14 protein-coding genes are annotated in these 14640 nt (G+C 46.9%); 2 read left to right on the plus strand and 12 right to left on the minus strand.

Features of this window, described 5'->3' with window-relative positions; all coding sequences use genetic code 11:
• Positions 1 to 148: 148 nt before the first annotated feature.
• Both BXO87_RS07765 and BXO87_RS07770 read left to right on the plus strand, forming a co-directional pair.
• Positions 149 to 1114, plus strand: a complete 966-nt coding sequence (locus BXO87_RS07765) for a 2-hydroxyacid dehydrogenase (RefSeq protein ID WP_076851302.1) — start codon at positions 149 to 151, stop codon at positions 1112 to 1114.
• A gap of 204 nt (positions 1115 to 1318) precedes the next feature.
• Complete coding sequence (locus BXO87_RS07770) at positions 1319 to 1708, plus strand: ribonuclease (protein ID WP_231932018.1); 390 nt, start codon at positions 1319 to 1321, stop codon at positions 1706 to 1708.
• 59 nt (positions 1709 to 1767) lie between these two features.
• On the opposite strand, the gene BXO87_RS07775 is transcribed toward BXO87_RS07770, so the two are convergent.
• From BXO87_RS07775 to BXO87_RS07830, 12 genes are all read right to left on the minus strand, one after another.
• Positions 1768 to 2514 carry an arylamine N-acetyltransferase family protein gene (locus BXO87_RS07775; RefSeq protein WP_017418847.1) on the minus strand — a complete coding sequence of 249 codons (747 nt, stop codon included), beginning with the start codon at positions 2512 to 2514 and terminating at the stop codon, positions 1768 to 1770.
• A gap of 24 nt (positions 2515 to 2538) precedes the next feature.
• Entirely contained in the window at positions 2539 to 2796 is a 258-nt protein-coding gene (locus BXO87_RS07780) for an HPr family phosphocarrier protein (protein WP_003151495.1), read from the minus strand.
• A gap of 23 nt (positions 2797 to 2819) precedes the next feature.
• On the minus strand, positions 2820 to 3770 hold the full coding sequence (whiA, locus tag BXO87_RS07785) for a DNA-binding protein WhiA (RefSeq protein ID WP_017418846.1): 951 nt from the start codon (positions 3768 to 3770) through the stop codon (positions 2820 to 2822).
• A 26-nt stretch (positions 3771 to 3796) separates the two neighbouring features.
• Entirely contained in the window at positions 3797 to 4750 is a 954-nt protein-coding gene (locus BXO87_RS07790; protein WP_007407422.1) for a gluconeogenesis factor YvcK family protein, read from the minus strand.
• Positions 4747 to 5634 carry an RNase adapter RapZ gene (gene rapZ, locus BXO87_RS07795; protein WP_012118535.1) on the minus strand — a complete coding sequence of 296 codons (888 nt, stop codon included), beginning with the start codon at positions 5632 to 5634 and terminating at the stop codon, positions 4747 to 4749. The genes BXO87_RS07790 and rapZ overlap by 4 nt, the downstream gene beginning before the upstream one ends.
• A 25-nt stretch (positions 5635 to 5659) precedes the next feature.
• A complete protein-coding gene (locus BXO87_RS07800; RefSeq protein ID WP_029325815.1) occupies positions 5660 to 6127 on the minus strand; it encodes an 8-oxo-dGTP diphosphatase in 468 nt (155 codons plus the stop codon).
• 273 nt (positions 6128 to 6400) lie between these two features.
• The gene (gene trxB, locus BXO87_RS07805; protein ID WP_007407423.1) at positions 6401 to 7351 is read right to left on the minus strand and encodes a thioredoxin-disulfide reductase; all 951 of its coding nucleotides are present in this window, start codon (positions 7349 to 7351) and stop codon (positions 6401 to 6403) included.
• A gap of 206 nt (positions 7352 to 7557) precedes the next feature.
• Positions 7558 to 8964 carry a peptidoglycan DL-endopeptidase CwlO gene (gene cwlO / locus BXO87_RS07810; RefSeq protein WP_032876243.1) on the minus strand — a complete coding sequence of 469 codons (1407 nt, stop codon included), beginning with the start codon at positions 8962 to 8964 and terminating at the stop codon, positions 7558 to 7560.
• Positions 8965 to 9360: 396 nt separating this feature from the next.
• Positions 9361 to 10815, minus strand: a complete 1455-nt coding sequence (locus tag BXO87_RS07815) for a tetratricopeptide repeat protein (protein WP_032876240.1) — start codon at positions 10813 to 10815, stop codon at positions 9361 to 9363.
• Between the two features lie 115 nt (positions 10816 to 10930).
• Positions 10931 to 11992: a sensor histidine kinase gene (locus BXO87_RS07820; RefSeq protein WP_038459984.1), complete on the minus strand. Its 1062-nt coding sequence runs from the start codon at positions 11990 to 11992 to the stop codon at positions 10931 to 10933.
• Positions 11989 to 12666, minus strand: coding sequence for a response regulator transcription factor (locus BXO87_RS07825; RefSeq protein WP_020956400.1), 678 nt, complete (start codon positions 12664 to 12666; stop codon positions 11989 to 11991). Before BXO87_RS07825 ends, BXO87_RS07820 begins: the two co-directional genes overlap by 4 nt.
• A 204-nt stretch (positions 12667 to 12870) precedes the next feature.
• Complete coding sequence (locus BXO87_RS07830) at positions 12871 to 14640, minus strand: ABC transporter ATP-binding protein (protein ID WP_038459986.1); 1770 nt, start codon at positions 14638 to 14640, stop codon at positions 12871 to 12873.

Below are 14640 nucleotides of genomic sequence, written 5' to 3' on the forward strand. Positions count from 1 at the left end.
TTGGAGAAATCAAGCATGTACATTTCTTTTTCTTTCATTTTAAGTTCAAAAGAACCAGAAATTTATCGTAATGCGTTTGAATATTTCTCACGTTACCGCTTCTCTTATATAATAAAATAGAGAAGAAAGACAAAGGAGGAGAAGCCCGTTGAAACCCTATGTATTCATCGCGAAACCGATACCGCCCGAAGTCGAACAAATGATAGGCGAGCATTGCCGCTATGACATCTGGAAAGAAGATACCATTCCAAAAGAGAAACTGTACGAAAAAATGAAAGATGCTGAAGGGCTGCTGACATCCGGAACGGCGATTGACAGTGATTTACTGGATCACGCGCCGAAGCTGAAGGTCGTCAGCAATAATTCAGTCGGCTATGATAATTTTAATATTGAAGAAATGAAAAGACGCGGGGTTGTCGGCACGCATACACCGTACACCTTAGATGACACTGTCGCTGATCTGGCTTTTTCATTAATTCTGTCTTCCGCCAGACGGGTTGCCGAATTGGATCGATTCGTCCGCGCCGGCAAATGGGGAACCATTGAGGAGGAATCTCTTTTCGGTATGGATGTCCACCATCAGACATTAGGAATTATCGGCATGGGCAGAATCGGTGAACAAGCTGCCAAACGGGCAAAATTCGGCTTCGATATGGACGTGCTGTATTATAACCGCAGCAGAAAACCGGATGCTGAGAAGGAACTCGGGGTTACATATGCCGACTTAGATACACTGCTGAAAACATCAGACTTTGTGCTTTTAATTACGCCGCTTACTGACGAAACGTATCATATGATGGGAGAGCGGGAATTTAAATTGATGAAAGATACGGCATGTTTCGTCAATATTTCCCGGGGAAAGACGGTTGATGAGAAAGCGCTCATCCGCGCATTGCAGGAGGGCTGGATAAAAGGCGCCGGTTTAGATGTGTTTGAAAAAGAGCCGATCGCCGAAGACAATCCGCTCCTGCAGCTGGAAAACGTCACATTGCTTCCTCATATCGGGTCAGCAACGGCAAAAATCCGCTTGAATATGTTCAAGCAAGCCGCACAAAACATGATTGACGCCGTATACGGAAAAACACCGAAAAACCTCACGAAGGAATTTCAATGAGATGAAAAATCCCGGCCGTTTCAGCCGGGGTTTATTTTCCACTAGATCAAAAGTACTATTTTAAAATTCTTTCTATTCCTTTCTCTCGATGCTGATACAATGAAAAGGAATCAGCTTCACATGATAAAAATGGGAGGTATTGCTTTGAAAAAACGATTATCGTGGATTTCCGTTTGTTTGCTGGTGCTGTTCTCCGCGGCGGGGATGCTGTTTTCAACGGCTGCCAAGACGGATACATCTTCTCACAAGGCGCACACTGAAGCACAGGTTATCAACACGTTTGACGGGGTTGCGAATTATCTTCAGACCTATCATAAGCTTCCTGATAATTACATTACAAAATCAGAAGCACAGGCCCTCGGCTGGGTGGCATCAAAGGGGAATCTGGCGGACGTCGCCCCGGGGAAAAGCATCGGCGGGGACATCTTCTCAAACAGGGAAGGCAAACTCCCGGCCAAAAGCGGACGGACGTGGCGTGAAGCGGATATTAACTATACATCAGGCTTCAGAAATTCAGACCGGATTCTTTACTCAAGCGACTGGCTGATTTATAAGACGACAGACCACTATCAAACCTTTACAAAAATGAGATAAACACATACAAAAAACGGCTTCCCTGCGGAGGCCGTTTTTTTACAGAGAACCTGCGAGCTTCATATAAAATGAGCAGTAAATTTTTCTTCGAACTCTGATCGGTCTATTCTGCTGTTTTCCGCCGTGCCATCGTGTTTTTTTATTGTTATATTGCGTTCAGACAGAACCATGTGCCCTTCCGGTGTCCGCTTAGAAGCAAGCAGGCGTTTGTTGAAAGGAGAACGTTCATGTTCAAAGATTGTTTGTTTCATAGACTTGAGGTCCTTTTCATCGATTTCTTCAAGCGAAAATGCGTAACCTGTCTGCCAGCCGTCCCCTTTGTTCATTTCAAGCACGTATGCCCCGAATTCCGTCTCTTCTATCCTCACGCGGAACGCTCCGGCCGCTGATACCGTCTCGTCTCCCGACATCGGCACAGGCTGCATGGCGAGATTGAGGCCGAAGCCTGCATCAGCGATGTACTCATTTCCCCCGGCGGAAAGAAGTACGGCCGCATGTGTGCCGGGCAGCGCCCAGCCGTTTTTCCAGACCGTTCCGCGGATCAATTTGACATCCAATCCGGCATCTTTCAGGATGAAATAAAGCAGTCCGTTCAAGTCATAACAAAGGCCGCCATGAGGTTCCTTCACCATGTGCCGCCACAGTCCTTCTTTCGTGACGTCATATTCTTTTTTGGACAAAACCGCGCGATTTTCAAACGGAAACCGATACGCGAGCGCCTTTAAAAACTCCGGCAGGTTGCTGAAATCGAGGGAATCCTTTTCCCAGCCTATCGTTTGATAACAATCTTTCAGAAACTCATTCATCGTTCCGTCCCCCTTACAAAGTGTTTACACTTCTTCCTGCACATAAGCGGACAACTTTTCCAGCGCTTCCTTTTCATCGTCGCCTTCAGCGATCAGAGTGACTTCCGTCCCCGTACTGACCGCCAGACTCATTAATCCCATAATGCTTTTGGCATTCACTTTCTTGCCGTTTTTCTCAAGAAACACATCTGATGCAAAACGATTTGCCTCCTGTACAAACAATGCAGCGGGGCGCGCCTGCAATCCCGTCTTTAAACGCACTTCCACTTTCCCCTGAACCATAAGATCTCCCCTTTTCTGTACGGTTATTTCAAAGTGATGCTTTGTCCTGTACGCAGCTGTTCTGCGATTTCATCGAGCTTTCTCAGCCTGTGATTGATGCCGGATTTGCTGATTTTCCCGCTTGCAACCATTTCCCCCAGTTCTTTCAGCGTGACCTCCTGATAATCAATCCGCAGCTGCGCAATTTCGCGAAGCTTTTCCGGCAGCGCTTCAAGACCGATCCGTTCATCAATGTATTTAATATTTTCCACCTGTCTGAGAGAAGCCCCGATGGTTTTGTTTAAGTTTGCTGTTTCACAATTGACGAGGCGGTTCACTGAGTTTCTCATATCTCTGACAATCCGCACATCTTCAAAGCGCAGCAGTGAATTGTGAGCGCCGATGACATTCAGAAATTCAGTGATTTTTTCCGCCTCTTTTAAATACGTAATATAGCCTTTTTTCCGTTCAAGCGTTTTGCTGTTCAGATGAAATTCATTCAGCAGCGCGCATAATGAATCGTTATGTTCCTTATAAAGCGAGAAGATTTCCAAGTGGTACGACGAGGTTTCCGGGTTATTCACAGATCCCCCCGCCAAAAACGCCCCTCTCATATAAGAACGTTTGCAACACCGTTTCGCCACCAGTTCCTCAGAAATATTCCGTTCAAATATAAAGTTCTCCCCGAGGATTTTCAATTCCTCTAAAATCAGCTTTGCATTTTCAGAAAAGCGCACAATATAAACATTGTTTTTTTTCAGCCGCATTTTTTTTCTGACTAACAGTTCGACCGATACATCATATTGTTTCTTCAGCAATGTATAAATGCGGCGGGCAATCGCCGCATTTTCGGTTTGAACGTCAAGCACGAGATGGCGGTTTGAAAATGACAGGGAACCGTTCATCCGAATCAGCGCGGACAGCTCCGCCTTGGCGCAGCAGTCCTTCACTTCCAGATTCGTCAGTTCTTTTTTTGTTTCCGATGCAAATGACATATTAGCCACCTCATTTCAAAAGGCCTCTAGTCCCTTAATAAGTCGACAAGAAGAGAAGCCACTTTATGTGTATCGTGACGGATTACGCCATTTTTATACGTGATAATCTGATCCCTGATGACCTCAAGCCCCATGGATTTCAGCTTTTCAACATTGAAGTCGACGGGCCGGGCCAGCTCTTTCGCATATTTGCTTTTGATTTCGTCAGGGATCTCCTCATTGTTGATTAAGATCGTGTCGATAAACGGCTGCTCCATATGATCGTTCAGCGCCTTGACATGGTCGGCCGCACTGTATTGCAGCGTCTCTCCAGGCTGTGTCATAACGTTGCATATATATACTTTTTTGGCCGCAGCCTTGACGACTTCCTCTCCGATTTTCGGTACGAGCAGATTCGGAAGAATGCTTGTGTACAGGCTTCCCGGACCGATAATGATTAAATCGGCCTGACGGATGACGTCAATCGTTTCCGGGAGCGGATCAATTTTTTCAGGCGTAAGAAACACCCGTTTAATCCGCTGGCCGTAAGAAGGGATTGTCGATTCTCCGGAGACGACCTGCCCGTCCTCCATTTCAGCGTGAAGAACGACACTGGTGTTGGCAGCCGGCAGCACTCTGCCGCGGACATTCAGCACCTTGCTCATTTCGGTGACAGCGTGAAAGAAATCACCGGTTATATTTGTCATCGCTGCCAAAATCAAATTGCCGAGCGAATGTCCGGTTAAGTCGCTTCCTTTGTTGAAACGGTGCTGAAACAGATTTTCAACGAGCGGCTCAACATCTGACAAAGCAGCCAGTACGTTACGGATGTCACCCGGCGGCGGAATTTGAAGTTCATCCCGCAGACGGCCTGAACTTCCGCCGTCATCAGCAACTGTCACAATCGCCGTAATATCAACGGGCTTATGCTTTAACCCCCGAAGCAGCACGGACAGACCCGTTCCGCCGCCGAAGATTGCGATTTTCGGCTTCTTATTCATTTCCGGCTTCTCTTTTCAATGTCCCGGTGAGTGACATGAGTATAGAAATCTTTTTTAAAATAGTCAGCCAAATATTCAGCGAGCGTGACGGAGCGGTGCTGGCCGCCCGTACAGCCGATCGCGATGACAAGCTGGCTTTTACCTTCCCGCTTATAAGACGGAAGCATAAAGCCGAGCAGATCAACAAGCTTTTCAATAAACTTTTGTGTTTCGTTCCACTTCATCACATAGGATGACACTTCCTCATCTTTCCCCGTAAGCGGCCTCATGCTTTCAATGTAGAACGGATTCGGCAGAAACCTTACATCAAACACGAGGTCGGCATCTATCGGAAGCCCGTATTTGAACCCGAATGACATTACGTTCACTGTAAATGTTTCACCTTGGTTCGTGGCGAAATGTGCCACGATTTTTTCACGCAGATCACGCGGTTTCATATCCGATGTGTCATAGATCAGCTGAGAGCGCCCTTTCAATTCTTCAAGCAGCTGGCGTTCCAGCGCGATTCCTTCGAGAGGAAGCCCGGTAGCGGCCAGCGGGTGAGAACGCCTTGTTTCTTTGTATCTCGTCACAAGGATGGAATCCTTAGCGTCTAAAAAGAGAATGCGCGGTGTAATCCACGGATTTTCCGCCATTTCATCCAGCGCCTCAATCAGCCTGTCAAAAAATTCGCGTCCCCGCAGATCCATGACAAGCGCGACCTTGCTCATTTTTGAACTTGATTCTTTCATCAGCTCCAAAAATTTCGGCAGCAAGGAAGGCGGCAGATTGTCGACGCAAAAATAGCCGAGATCCTCAAAGCTTTGAATGGCGACGGTTTTCCCCGCTCCAGACATTCCCGTAATGATGACGAGCTGAATATCATGGTTTTCATTCATACTCATCTTTCTCCCCCCTGCGGTCTTTCTTTTATTTAATAAACTGCGGATCTAAACGATAGCTGAGCAGCTCGAAGTCCGGCGTATACGTAAAGGTGCCGTGCAAAAGCCCTTGGCCCTTGATCATAAAATCAAGGATATGCCCGTCTCCGGGGGCCATCGGAAGGCTGTGGATATCTTTTACGTCATGCCACTTCAGAACGCCTTCCTCTGATTCAGCGACATTCCGCCCCGTGTAGGAGTCGGCGACGAAAGTAAACATCATCCACTCTGACACGATTTGTTCCTGTTCCTTAATAATAAAGGTAAACACGCCTTTTAACTGCGGATTTAGTATATAAATGCCCGTCTCTTCTCTGTACTCTCTGATGACGGAATCTCTGACGGACTCGCCGCTTTCCATCTTCCCGCCGGGCGCGACCCACCAGCCCCGTCTCGGCTTTTGGAGAAGGAGAACCTGATCATCTGTCTGCAGCACACAATTTGTCACTCTTTGCACAAGTACGTCACCTAACCTTCTCAACAAATCATCGTCTCTTCATTATACCGTTTCGGCATGTCTCTCACAATGCAGAGACACCGACATCCTTTTCTTTTATTTGACAGAAAACAGAAAATCGCAAAAAAAGGGCACGGATACTGGAATCCGTGCCAAAGTGTATTCATTAAAAAGGGGGTCAATTACTACATTCATCTTAAAACATCAGTATTTCACCCATGTTACAGCGTAATTAAAACACAGTAACGATTCAAAAACTGAACATTACAGTGATTATTTAACGGTTTTGAGCGTTTCCTCAAGCTCTTCCACATAATGCTGAACGCTTTGAGCCGCAATACTTCCGTCGCCTGTCGCCGTTACGATCTGGCGGAGCGTTTTTTCACGGATGTCTCCCGCGGCGAAAATGCCTGGAACTTTTGTCTCCATTTGAGCGTTTGTTTCAATGTAGCCTTCTTCATTTGTGATGCCCAAGTTCTCGAACGGTTTAGAAAGCGGAAGCATACCGATATAAATAAAGACGCCGTCAGCTTTGAATTCTTCTTCTTCTCCCGTCACGGTGTCCACAAGAGTAAGTCTGCCGACTTTTCCGTTTTCCTCATGGATTTCTTTTACGGTTTTGTTCCATTTGAAGTCAATTTTCTCATTGTCAAAGGCACGCGCCTGAAGAATGCTTTGCGCACGCAATTTGTCACGTCTGTGAACGATGGTGACTTTTGAAGCGAAGCGTGTCAGATAGACGCCTTCTTCAACGGCGGAGTCTCCGCCGCCGACAACGACAAGCTCTTTATTTTTAAAGAACGCGCCGTCACAAACCGCGCAGTACGATACGCCGCGGCCGCCCAGTTCTTTTTCGCCGGGAACGCCGATCTTTTTGTATTCCGCTCCGGCAGAAATGACGATGGCGCGCGCTTTATATTCTTTTGAACCGGCTTTGACCGTTTTATATTCTTTGCCGTCAACGATTTCTTTAATATCGCCGTACGCATATTCCGCACCGAATTTTTTCGCATGTTCAAACATTTTATTAGAAAGTTCAGGGCCGAGAATGCTTTCAAAACCCGGATAGTTTTCAACATCCTCCGTGTTGGCCATCTGGCCGCCCGGAATTCCTCTTTCGATCATTAATGTGGATAAGTTCGCTCGTGATGTGTAAACAGCAGCGGTCATCCCCGCCGGACCCGCGCCGATAATGATCACATCATAAATTTTTTCTTCTGACACCATGATTCACTCCTTTTCGAAATGGGGCGCACCCTATATGGATAAGAATCCCCATCAATCGTATTCCTTACCCATATCCTATTAAATCTGAGGGCAATTCGCTATTTTTTTGCTCATTTTTCTGAAAAACCGTGATTAGGCAGCTCCTGAGCGGGTATACAAATAAAGAAAGAGCCTTCCGGGATAGAAGGCCCTTGTCTTATTCATTATTGTACGACACGTCTTACATTGCCGTTGAATGCTTTCTTCCAGTAAGGGTTGCTCATAGAATCAATGGATACACCGTGTGATGTATTATCGTTCAGGAACGTTCCGTTACCTAAGTAGATGCCGACGTGGCCGTTTGTTTTATACGTATTGAAGAATACTAAGTCTCCGCGTTTCATATCAGACGCGCTTACTGCTTTACCTCTTCCGATTAATGTATCTGTGTTTGTGCCGCTTGCAGGTCCAAGGTTAACGCCTGCGTTAGCATAAGCCCAGCGTACGAATGAAGAGCAGTCAAAAATACGGTTGTTAATATCAGATTGAGTGCGTCCGCCGCCGAATTTGTACGGGGATTGACCCACAAGGCTTGAACCTACGCTGATCGCGCCTTCAATACCGCCTGAATTTGAAATAACAGATCCGCCGTCAGAATCATCTGAACCGCCGCTGTTATGAGATGATCCGCCTGAAGTGCTCTTCGGTTTGCTTGAGCTGTCATCAGATGATGTTGAAACAGCTGCTTTTTTCACAGTTTTAACCGCCGGTGCCGGCTGGCTGTCATCTTTTTGGTTTTGGTCTTCAGAAGCTTTTTGCGCTTCTTCCTGTTTTTTGATCAGGGCAGCCGCTGCAGCCTGCTCAGCTTTAATGCGCTTCTGTTCTTTTTCGGTATCAGCTTTTTCGTTTGCAAGCTTTGATGCTTCTTTTTTCAAATCAGAGATAGCGGAAGCCGCTTTTTTCTGGCCGTTTTTCGCTTCGTCGAAAAGCTTGTCTTTCTGATCAAGCTGTTTGTTCAGGTCTTTTTGCATAGACTCGAGTTTCGCAAGATCATCTTGAACTTTTTTCAGCTTCACATTAAGTTCAGCTTCTGCGTCTTCGAGTTTCGCTTTATCCTGCTCCTGCTGTTTGATCAGGTCTTTATCCGCATCAACGATAGAAGATACCGCAGTCGCACGGGAAATGAAGTCTCCGAAGCTTGTCGCCCCTAAAAGAACATCTATGTATCCTTGAGAACCGCCGTTTTCCTGTAAAGAACGAACGCGTTTTTTCAGGATTTCATTGCGTTTTTCAATACGCGCTTCTGTTTCTTTGATTTCTTTTTTCAAATCAGCAATTTGCTTTTTCGTTTTTTCGTTTTCAGCTTTTTTATCTTCGATTTTATTGCTTGTATCCAACGCTTTAGCGTTAATGTCTTTCAGTTCTTTTTCAATCTTAGCCTGCTTGTCCTGAAGCTTAGACAATTCTCTTTCTTTTGCTTCAAGGCTTGAAGCCACCTCAGATTGCTTGCTTTCGATTTTTGCTTTTTTGCTGTCTAATGTTTCCGCCGATGCAGTTTTTGTAAACGGGATCAAAAAACTGCTTGTCCCGATGACGGAAGCCAAACCAAGTGTTAATAAACTCTTTTTCACTTTTTCTTTCCTCCCTTTTACTTTAAACCTGTTCTCATTTGGAATTCTATTATGAACATCAAAGTTACGCTCCCTCACAAACCCGTGAGGCTGATGATTTTTATGTATGAATCTTTAAATCTTTTAAATTGGTATAGATTATACAGCACATGTAAAATAAACTAATCTCTTATGTACGAGACTCATTATACCATCATGTTTCGACAATTTTTATTACAGTTATATTTCAATGTGATTGCAAATCTCATATTTTGCAAAATAAACGGTGATTACGGCCTGATTTCGATTCGAAAAGCAAAAAAATACGTATGAATACCTCTTTTTTCGGCGGTAAAGTTCTGTTTTGCCCCTTTCTGATAAAAAAAGAACCGACTCTTTATATAGAAAGAATCGGTTTTATTCTAATATATCGTCTATTTGTCTGATGTATTTCGAAAGGGTTGCCGGCGTTATACCGTAAACGGCTGCCGTTTCTTTTTTCGTCGTTTTTTCGCCGTTTGCTTCTTTCCATACATATGCGATGGCTGCGGCCCATGCCCGCTCATTCTGTACGGCAGCGGCGGCGCGGATGTGCTGAATGACGTGAAAAACCCAGCAGCTCATGACGTCAGTTTTTAAACTGTCGGCTTCCGCTTTCTCCAGAAGCTTGACCGTCCGATACGTGAACACCGCATCACCGGAGACGCCTGAAGCGCCTTTTTCACCGGAAAGCAGCAGTCTGACGAAATCTTGTTCAAACGGTGAAACGGCGCGTTTTGCCGTCAGAACTTTTTCAAGCTGGTCCCGCTCTCCTTCAGCGCTGCTGATATAATAGGCGGCAAGCCGCTGTTCAAGTGAAGCAGGCAGCGGTTCCTGCCTCTCCGCCCAAGGCGCGGGCCGGTCTGATTCGGGAAATTCGGCTTCGGCCTTTTTCCAAATGGTTTCCGCAAATTCTGTGCGGCCTGTCCCGTAGGCTGAGGCGGCAAGCCAATAATAAAACGTGTCGTCGCCTTCGAACCCGCTTTTGTAAAGAGAACGGAGCCATTTATAACCGAGATCATGTCTGCCGACAAGCGCAAGCGTCGCTCCCAGCTTATAGCGCTGTTCGAATAAAATCGGATACACGTTGGCGAGTTTTCCGCTCAATTCTCCGACTTTTTCATCTTCTCTCTCGTAATAGCAGAATACAAGGAGGTTGCACAGGGCATGGAGATTGCCTTCATTTTTCTCAAGCACTTCGAATACCGTCTGTTTCGCTTTTGTGACATTGCCTGAGTAAAAGTAAGCGAGCGCCAGGTTGTTGTATGCAGACCAAAGCTCGGGGTAATCGGCCGTAATCTCTTCAAGCATGACAACCGCTTCATGAAGCTGGCCGCTCTCAAGAAGCGTTTTTGCCCGGTCCTGCCTGATCAGCAGCTCATCCTGGTCATAGAGCGATTCGTCTTCACCCGCTTCACCGAAATCCAAAAGCTCCATCAGATTTTCAATCTCTTCGCTGAATTCCCCGTCCGGATCGGCATCTGAATAAGCCGCCGCTTCTTTGTATGCTTCCTGAAAGAGTCCCAAATGCGCGAAATTATTCGCTTTAAAATAATGACACTCGGGCATTTCTTCTTTCAGGTTCACCAAAATAAAGTCGAACAGCTCATTTGACTGCTGGTAGTGGCCCATTTCAGAATAAATGACGGCCAGCCGGGACAGCATTTCGGAATCATTCGGCTCGAGGTGGACGGCCCGCTGAATCAGTTTGCTGGCCCGCTTTAAATTCCGCTCTTTATATGCTTTTAAGCCTTTATGAAAAAAATATTGTCCATCCTGAAGCAGCTGGACAATTTGCGCGTGCTTTTTCTGTTCAGAAGTGTGTTTTCCCACAAATATCCTCCGTTTTATACGTATTACCGTCAGTAGTATACCATAAAACGGTTTCACCTCAATAGTTCAAAAGACAGGATCGGCTTCGTTTTTTACTGGCTGGTTCGACCAGATTTTAGCTGTTTTTTTCACGAGGCTCGGCTGGAAGAATGACACGGAAAAGGGTTCCTTCGCCGCGCTTGCTCTCAACCTCTATCGAACCGCCGTGCAGCTCTGCGATTTTTTGGGCGATGGACAGGCCGAGCCCGCTTCCCCCTGCGTTTCTCGCCTTGTCCGCTTTATAAAACCGTTCAAATACACGCTCCGCCTGTTCAGGCTCCATTCCGATTCCGTCGTCGGCGATTTCGACAGCCGCCGCTCCCGGCAGATCTGCAATTTTAACGGAAATGCGGCCGCCTTCACCGGTAAATTTTACGGCATTGTGAATCAGATTCATCCATACTTGGCTGAGCAGCGCTTCATCTCCGTACACATACGACTCCTGTAAATCAATGAGAAACTCAATCTGTTTGGCTGACCACTCAGGCTCACAGGTCAATATGGTGCGCCGCAGCTGTTTGTCAATGCGGAACGGTTTTTTTTGTATCGGTTCGGTTTGGCGTTCGAGCGCAGTGAGCTTCAGCAGATTTTCACTGATTTTTGATAATCGTTCTGTTTCTGTTTCGATGATGTGTAAGTAGCGCCCCCGCTCCTCATATGATAAATCCGGTTTTTTCAGAAGATGCGCGTAGCCCTTTAATGAAGTGAGCGGGGTTTGGATTTCATGGGAAACGTTCGAAATAAATTCTTGTTTCAGCTTTTCCATTTCACTCAGTTCCGCGGCGAGTGTCGACAGTTCATCAGCCAATTTCGTCACAGGGTGGTTCCGCTCAATCTTCTCCATTTTCCGGGAAGCGGCCGCTGAGAAGTTGCCGCTCGACATTTGCTTGATCGTGGCGGTCAGCGAATCCCAGATCGCATGATGTCTTTCACGTGCTGACTTTGAAAAAATAAACATCGTTACAAACAGCAGGCCGAAAACAAGCCAAAGCGTCAGAATCTGCTCGGCGTACGGCACAAGCAAAATCGGCCATATGAGACCGAATCCCTGAACGATCAGGTGAGCCGCCAGCCATAAGAATGCGGTGACGGTGAGAAGGATGATGATTTTTCCAGCCGTCCTGAAGATCCGTTTCATTCTGTCACCACAAACCGATACCCGAGCCCCCGCACCGTATGGATGGCAAACGGATAGTCTTTTTCCGGAAACCGTTCTCTCAGCCTTTTAATATGCACATCAACCGTCCGCTCGTCACCTTCATAATCAAAGCCCCAAATATCTTCTATTAATTGTTCTCTTGAAAACGTCTTATTCGGATAACCGGCGAGCTTAAATAAAAGCTCAAATTCACGCCGGGGCAGTGTCAATCCCGCTCCGCCGCCGCGCGTTACGGTGCGGGATTGCTTATCTAATGTGACCGTTCCGATGGTCAGCAGTTTTTCAGCGGTGATCCGGTACCGTTTCAGCAATGCTTTGACCCTTGCTTCCAGCTCAAGCGGCTCAAACGGTTTGACGAGATAATCATCCGCTCCGGAAGTAAAACCTTGCACTTTGTCCAGCGTTTCGCCTTTTGCCGTCAGCATCAAAATCGGAATGTCCGTAAAGCTGCGGACGGCTTCGCTGACTTCAAACCCGTCCATTTTCGGCATCATCACATCCAGTATGATGAGGTCTATAGGTGCTGATTCGATCAGCCGCACCGCCGCTTCCCCGTCTTCCGCTTCTGCGACGTCAAAACCGCTCTGCTCCATCATAAGGCGGACAAGCTCACGGATATGGCGGTCGTCATCCGCAACCAATATGACAGCCATGAAAATCCCTCCCTCTGATTTTTTCTTTTCACGAATCGACATGATGTTTATAAGCCGTCTTATTTTTTCATTGTCTCCTGTACCGGCATACACGCTTATGGCTTGGCTCTTCATCGTTACCGACCGTACACCCGTATGAACAGGACTCCGTCTGCAAAATAAAAAGCAGCTTTTTCAGCTGCTTTCTATTCATAAAGTCTTGCTTTACACAGCTTTGTTTTCTAAGTCGGCATTCAGCTTCAGCTGCTGCTCCGCAAAATCGCGGTACAGCGAATGGGATGCCATTAATTCATGGTGTGTGCCCCGTCCGGTGATTTCACCCTGTTCGACAAAGAGAAGCTGATCTGCATCCACAACCGTGGATAAACGGTGGGCGATCACAATCGTGGTGCGCCCTTCCATTAAGACTTCGAGCGCCTGCTGCACCCATTTTTCAGATTGGCTGTCCAGACTTGATGTCGCTTCATCAAGCATCAGAATGCTCGGGTTGCGAAGGAGAGCTCTGGCAATGGCGATGCGCTGGCGCTGTCCGCCTGACAGCATAATTCCCCGCTCACCGACCTCGGTTTCAAATTTCTTCGGTAAGTCTTCAATAAATTGCAGGGCGTAGGCCATGTCAGCCGCTTGCCTCAGTTCCTCATCGGTCACTTCGCGTTTTAATCCGTAGCAGATATTGTCGCGGATGGTGCCTGACATTAACGGGCTTTCTTGCGACACGTAGCCGATATGCTCCCGCCATGACTCAAGGGAATACGTATCAATCGGTTCATTTCCGAGCAGGATGCTGCCCGCAGTCGGATTGTAGAATCGTTCAAGCAGCTTAAATAACGTTGTTTTTCCGCCGCCGCTCGGTCCGACGATCGCGGTGACTTTGCCGGCCTCAATCGTAGCCGTAATGTCTTTTAAGATGGTTTGATCTGTTTTGTAGCCGAATGAGACTTGTTCAAGCCTAATCGGCTGATCCGCGTTTTCAATGGCTTTTCCGGTTTGGATATCTTCTTCTTTTTCTGCAAGAATATGAATCATCCGTTCCGTTGCGCCGACGGATTTTTGAAGCTGTGTGAAAAATGAAGTGATCTGGCCCATCGGCATAATGATCTGAAACAAATACAGGATAAAGGCAACGAGTGCGCCGGCTGTCAATTCACCGGATGACACCTGCATCCCGCCGTACCCGATGACAGCGACCAGCGCCGCCATTAATACAAGTGTAATAAGCGGGCCTACGAGCGACTGCACCTTCGCTTCACGCAGCCCGAGTTTAAAGAGCGCCATGATGCCTGCTTTTCCGCGTCCGTATTCCGCTTCTTCAGCGTTTGACGCTTTTACAAGCCTGATTTCCGGGAGAATATGGTTTAATAATCCGGTGAATTTCGCCGTTTCATCCTGTGTTTCCCGAGAAATTTTAAACATTTTCCGGCCGATCGGCACTAAAATCACCGCAGCCAGCGGCACGACGATCAGCACGAGCAATGTGAGCTTCCAGTTCATGAAAAATAAGATCGTCAGTGACCCGATAACGGAAATGATTCCGGTAATAAATCCGCTGATATTGTTTGTGATCAGCTCTTTTACCACCATTGTGTCATTGGTGACACGGCTGATCGTTTCTCCCGTGGCGTTTTTGTCAAAATAAGAGACGGGCAGTTTAATTAATTTCTGCCACAACAAATCACGCAGTCCCGAGATGATTTTCTGGCCGCTGTAGTTCAGGGCGTAGGTGGCGTAGGCGCTTAATGCGGCCTGTACGATAAACACGGCTGCGATGATTCCGATTTGCACGCCTGACAGCGACGACATGGAAAAGCCGTCAACGAGCTGCTTTGTCAAGAGCGGAATCAGCAGGCTGACGAGCGTTGTCACAATACTGAGAGACAGCGCGAAGGCCAGCATACCGTATGATGGTTTTGTTTTTTTGACTAATGAAAAGAATGAGCTGAATTTCCCTTTAGGTTTTGGTTGTTTATTCGGCAT

The organism is Bacillus sp. GZB (assembly GCF_001975995.1).
Classification (GTDB): Bacteria; Bacillota; Bacilli; order Bacillales; family Bacillaceae; genus Bacillus; species Bacillus velezensis.

Coding starts and splice junctions, on each gene's coding strand:
- BXO87_RS07770 (WP_231932018.1), top strand. CDS start 1,319: ATGCTGTTTTCAACGGCTGCCAAGACGGATACATCTTCTCACAAGGCG.
- BXO87_RS07775 (WP_017418847.1), bottom strand. CDS start 2,514: ATGAATGAGTTTCTGAAAGATTGTTATCAAACGATAGGCTGGGAAAAG.
- BXO87_RS07780 (WP_003151495.1), bottom strand. CDS start 2,796: ATGGTTCAGGGGAAAGTGGAAGTGCGTTTAAAGACGGGATTGCAGGCG.
- whiA (WP_017418846.1), bottom strand. CDS start 3,770: ATGTCATTTGCATCGGAAACAAAAAAAGAACTGACGAATCTGGAAGTG.
- BXO87_RS07790 (WP_007407422.1), bottom strand. CDS start 4,750: ATGAATAAGAAGCCGAAAATCGCAATCTTCGGCGGCGGAACGGGTCTG.
- rapZ (WP_012118535.1), bottom strand. CDS start 5,634: ATGAGTATGAATGAAAACCATGATATTCAGCTCGTCATCATTACGGGA.
- BXO87_RS07820 (WP_038459984.1), bottom strand. CDS start 11,992: ATGAAACGGATCTTCAGGACGGCTGGAAAAATCATCATCCTTCTCACC.
- BXO87_RS07825 (WP_020956400.1), bottom strand. CDS start 12,666: ATGGCTGTCATATTGGTTGCGGATGACGACCGCCATATCCGTGAGCTT.
- BXO87_RS07830 (WP_038459986.1), bottom strand. CDS start 14,640: ATGCCGAATAAACAACCAAAACCTAAAGGGAAATTCAGCTCATTCTTT.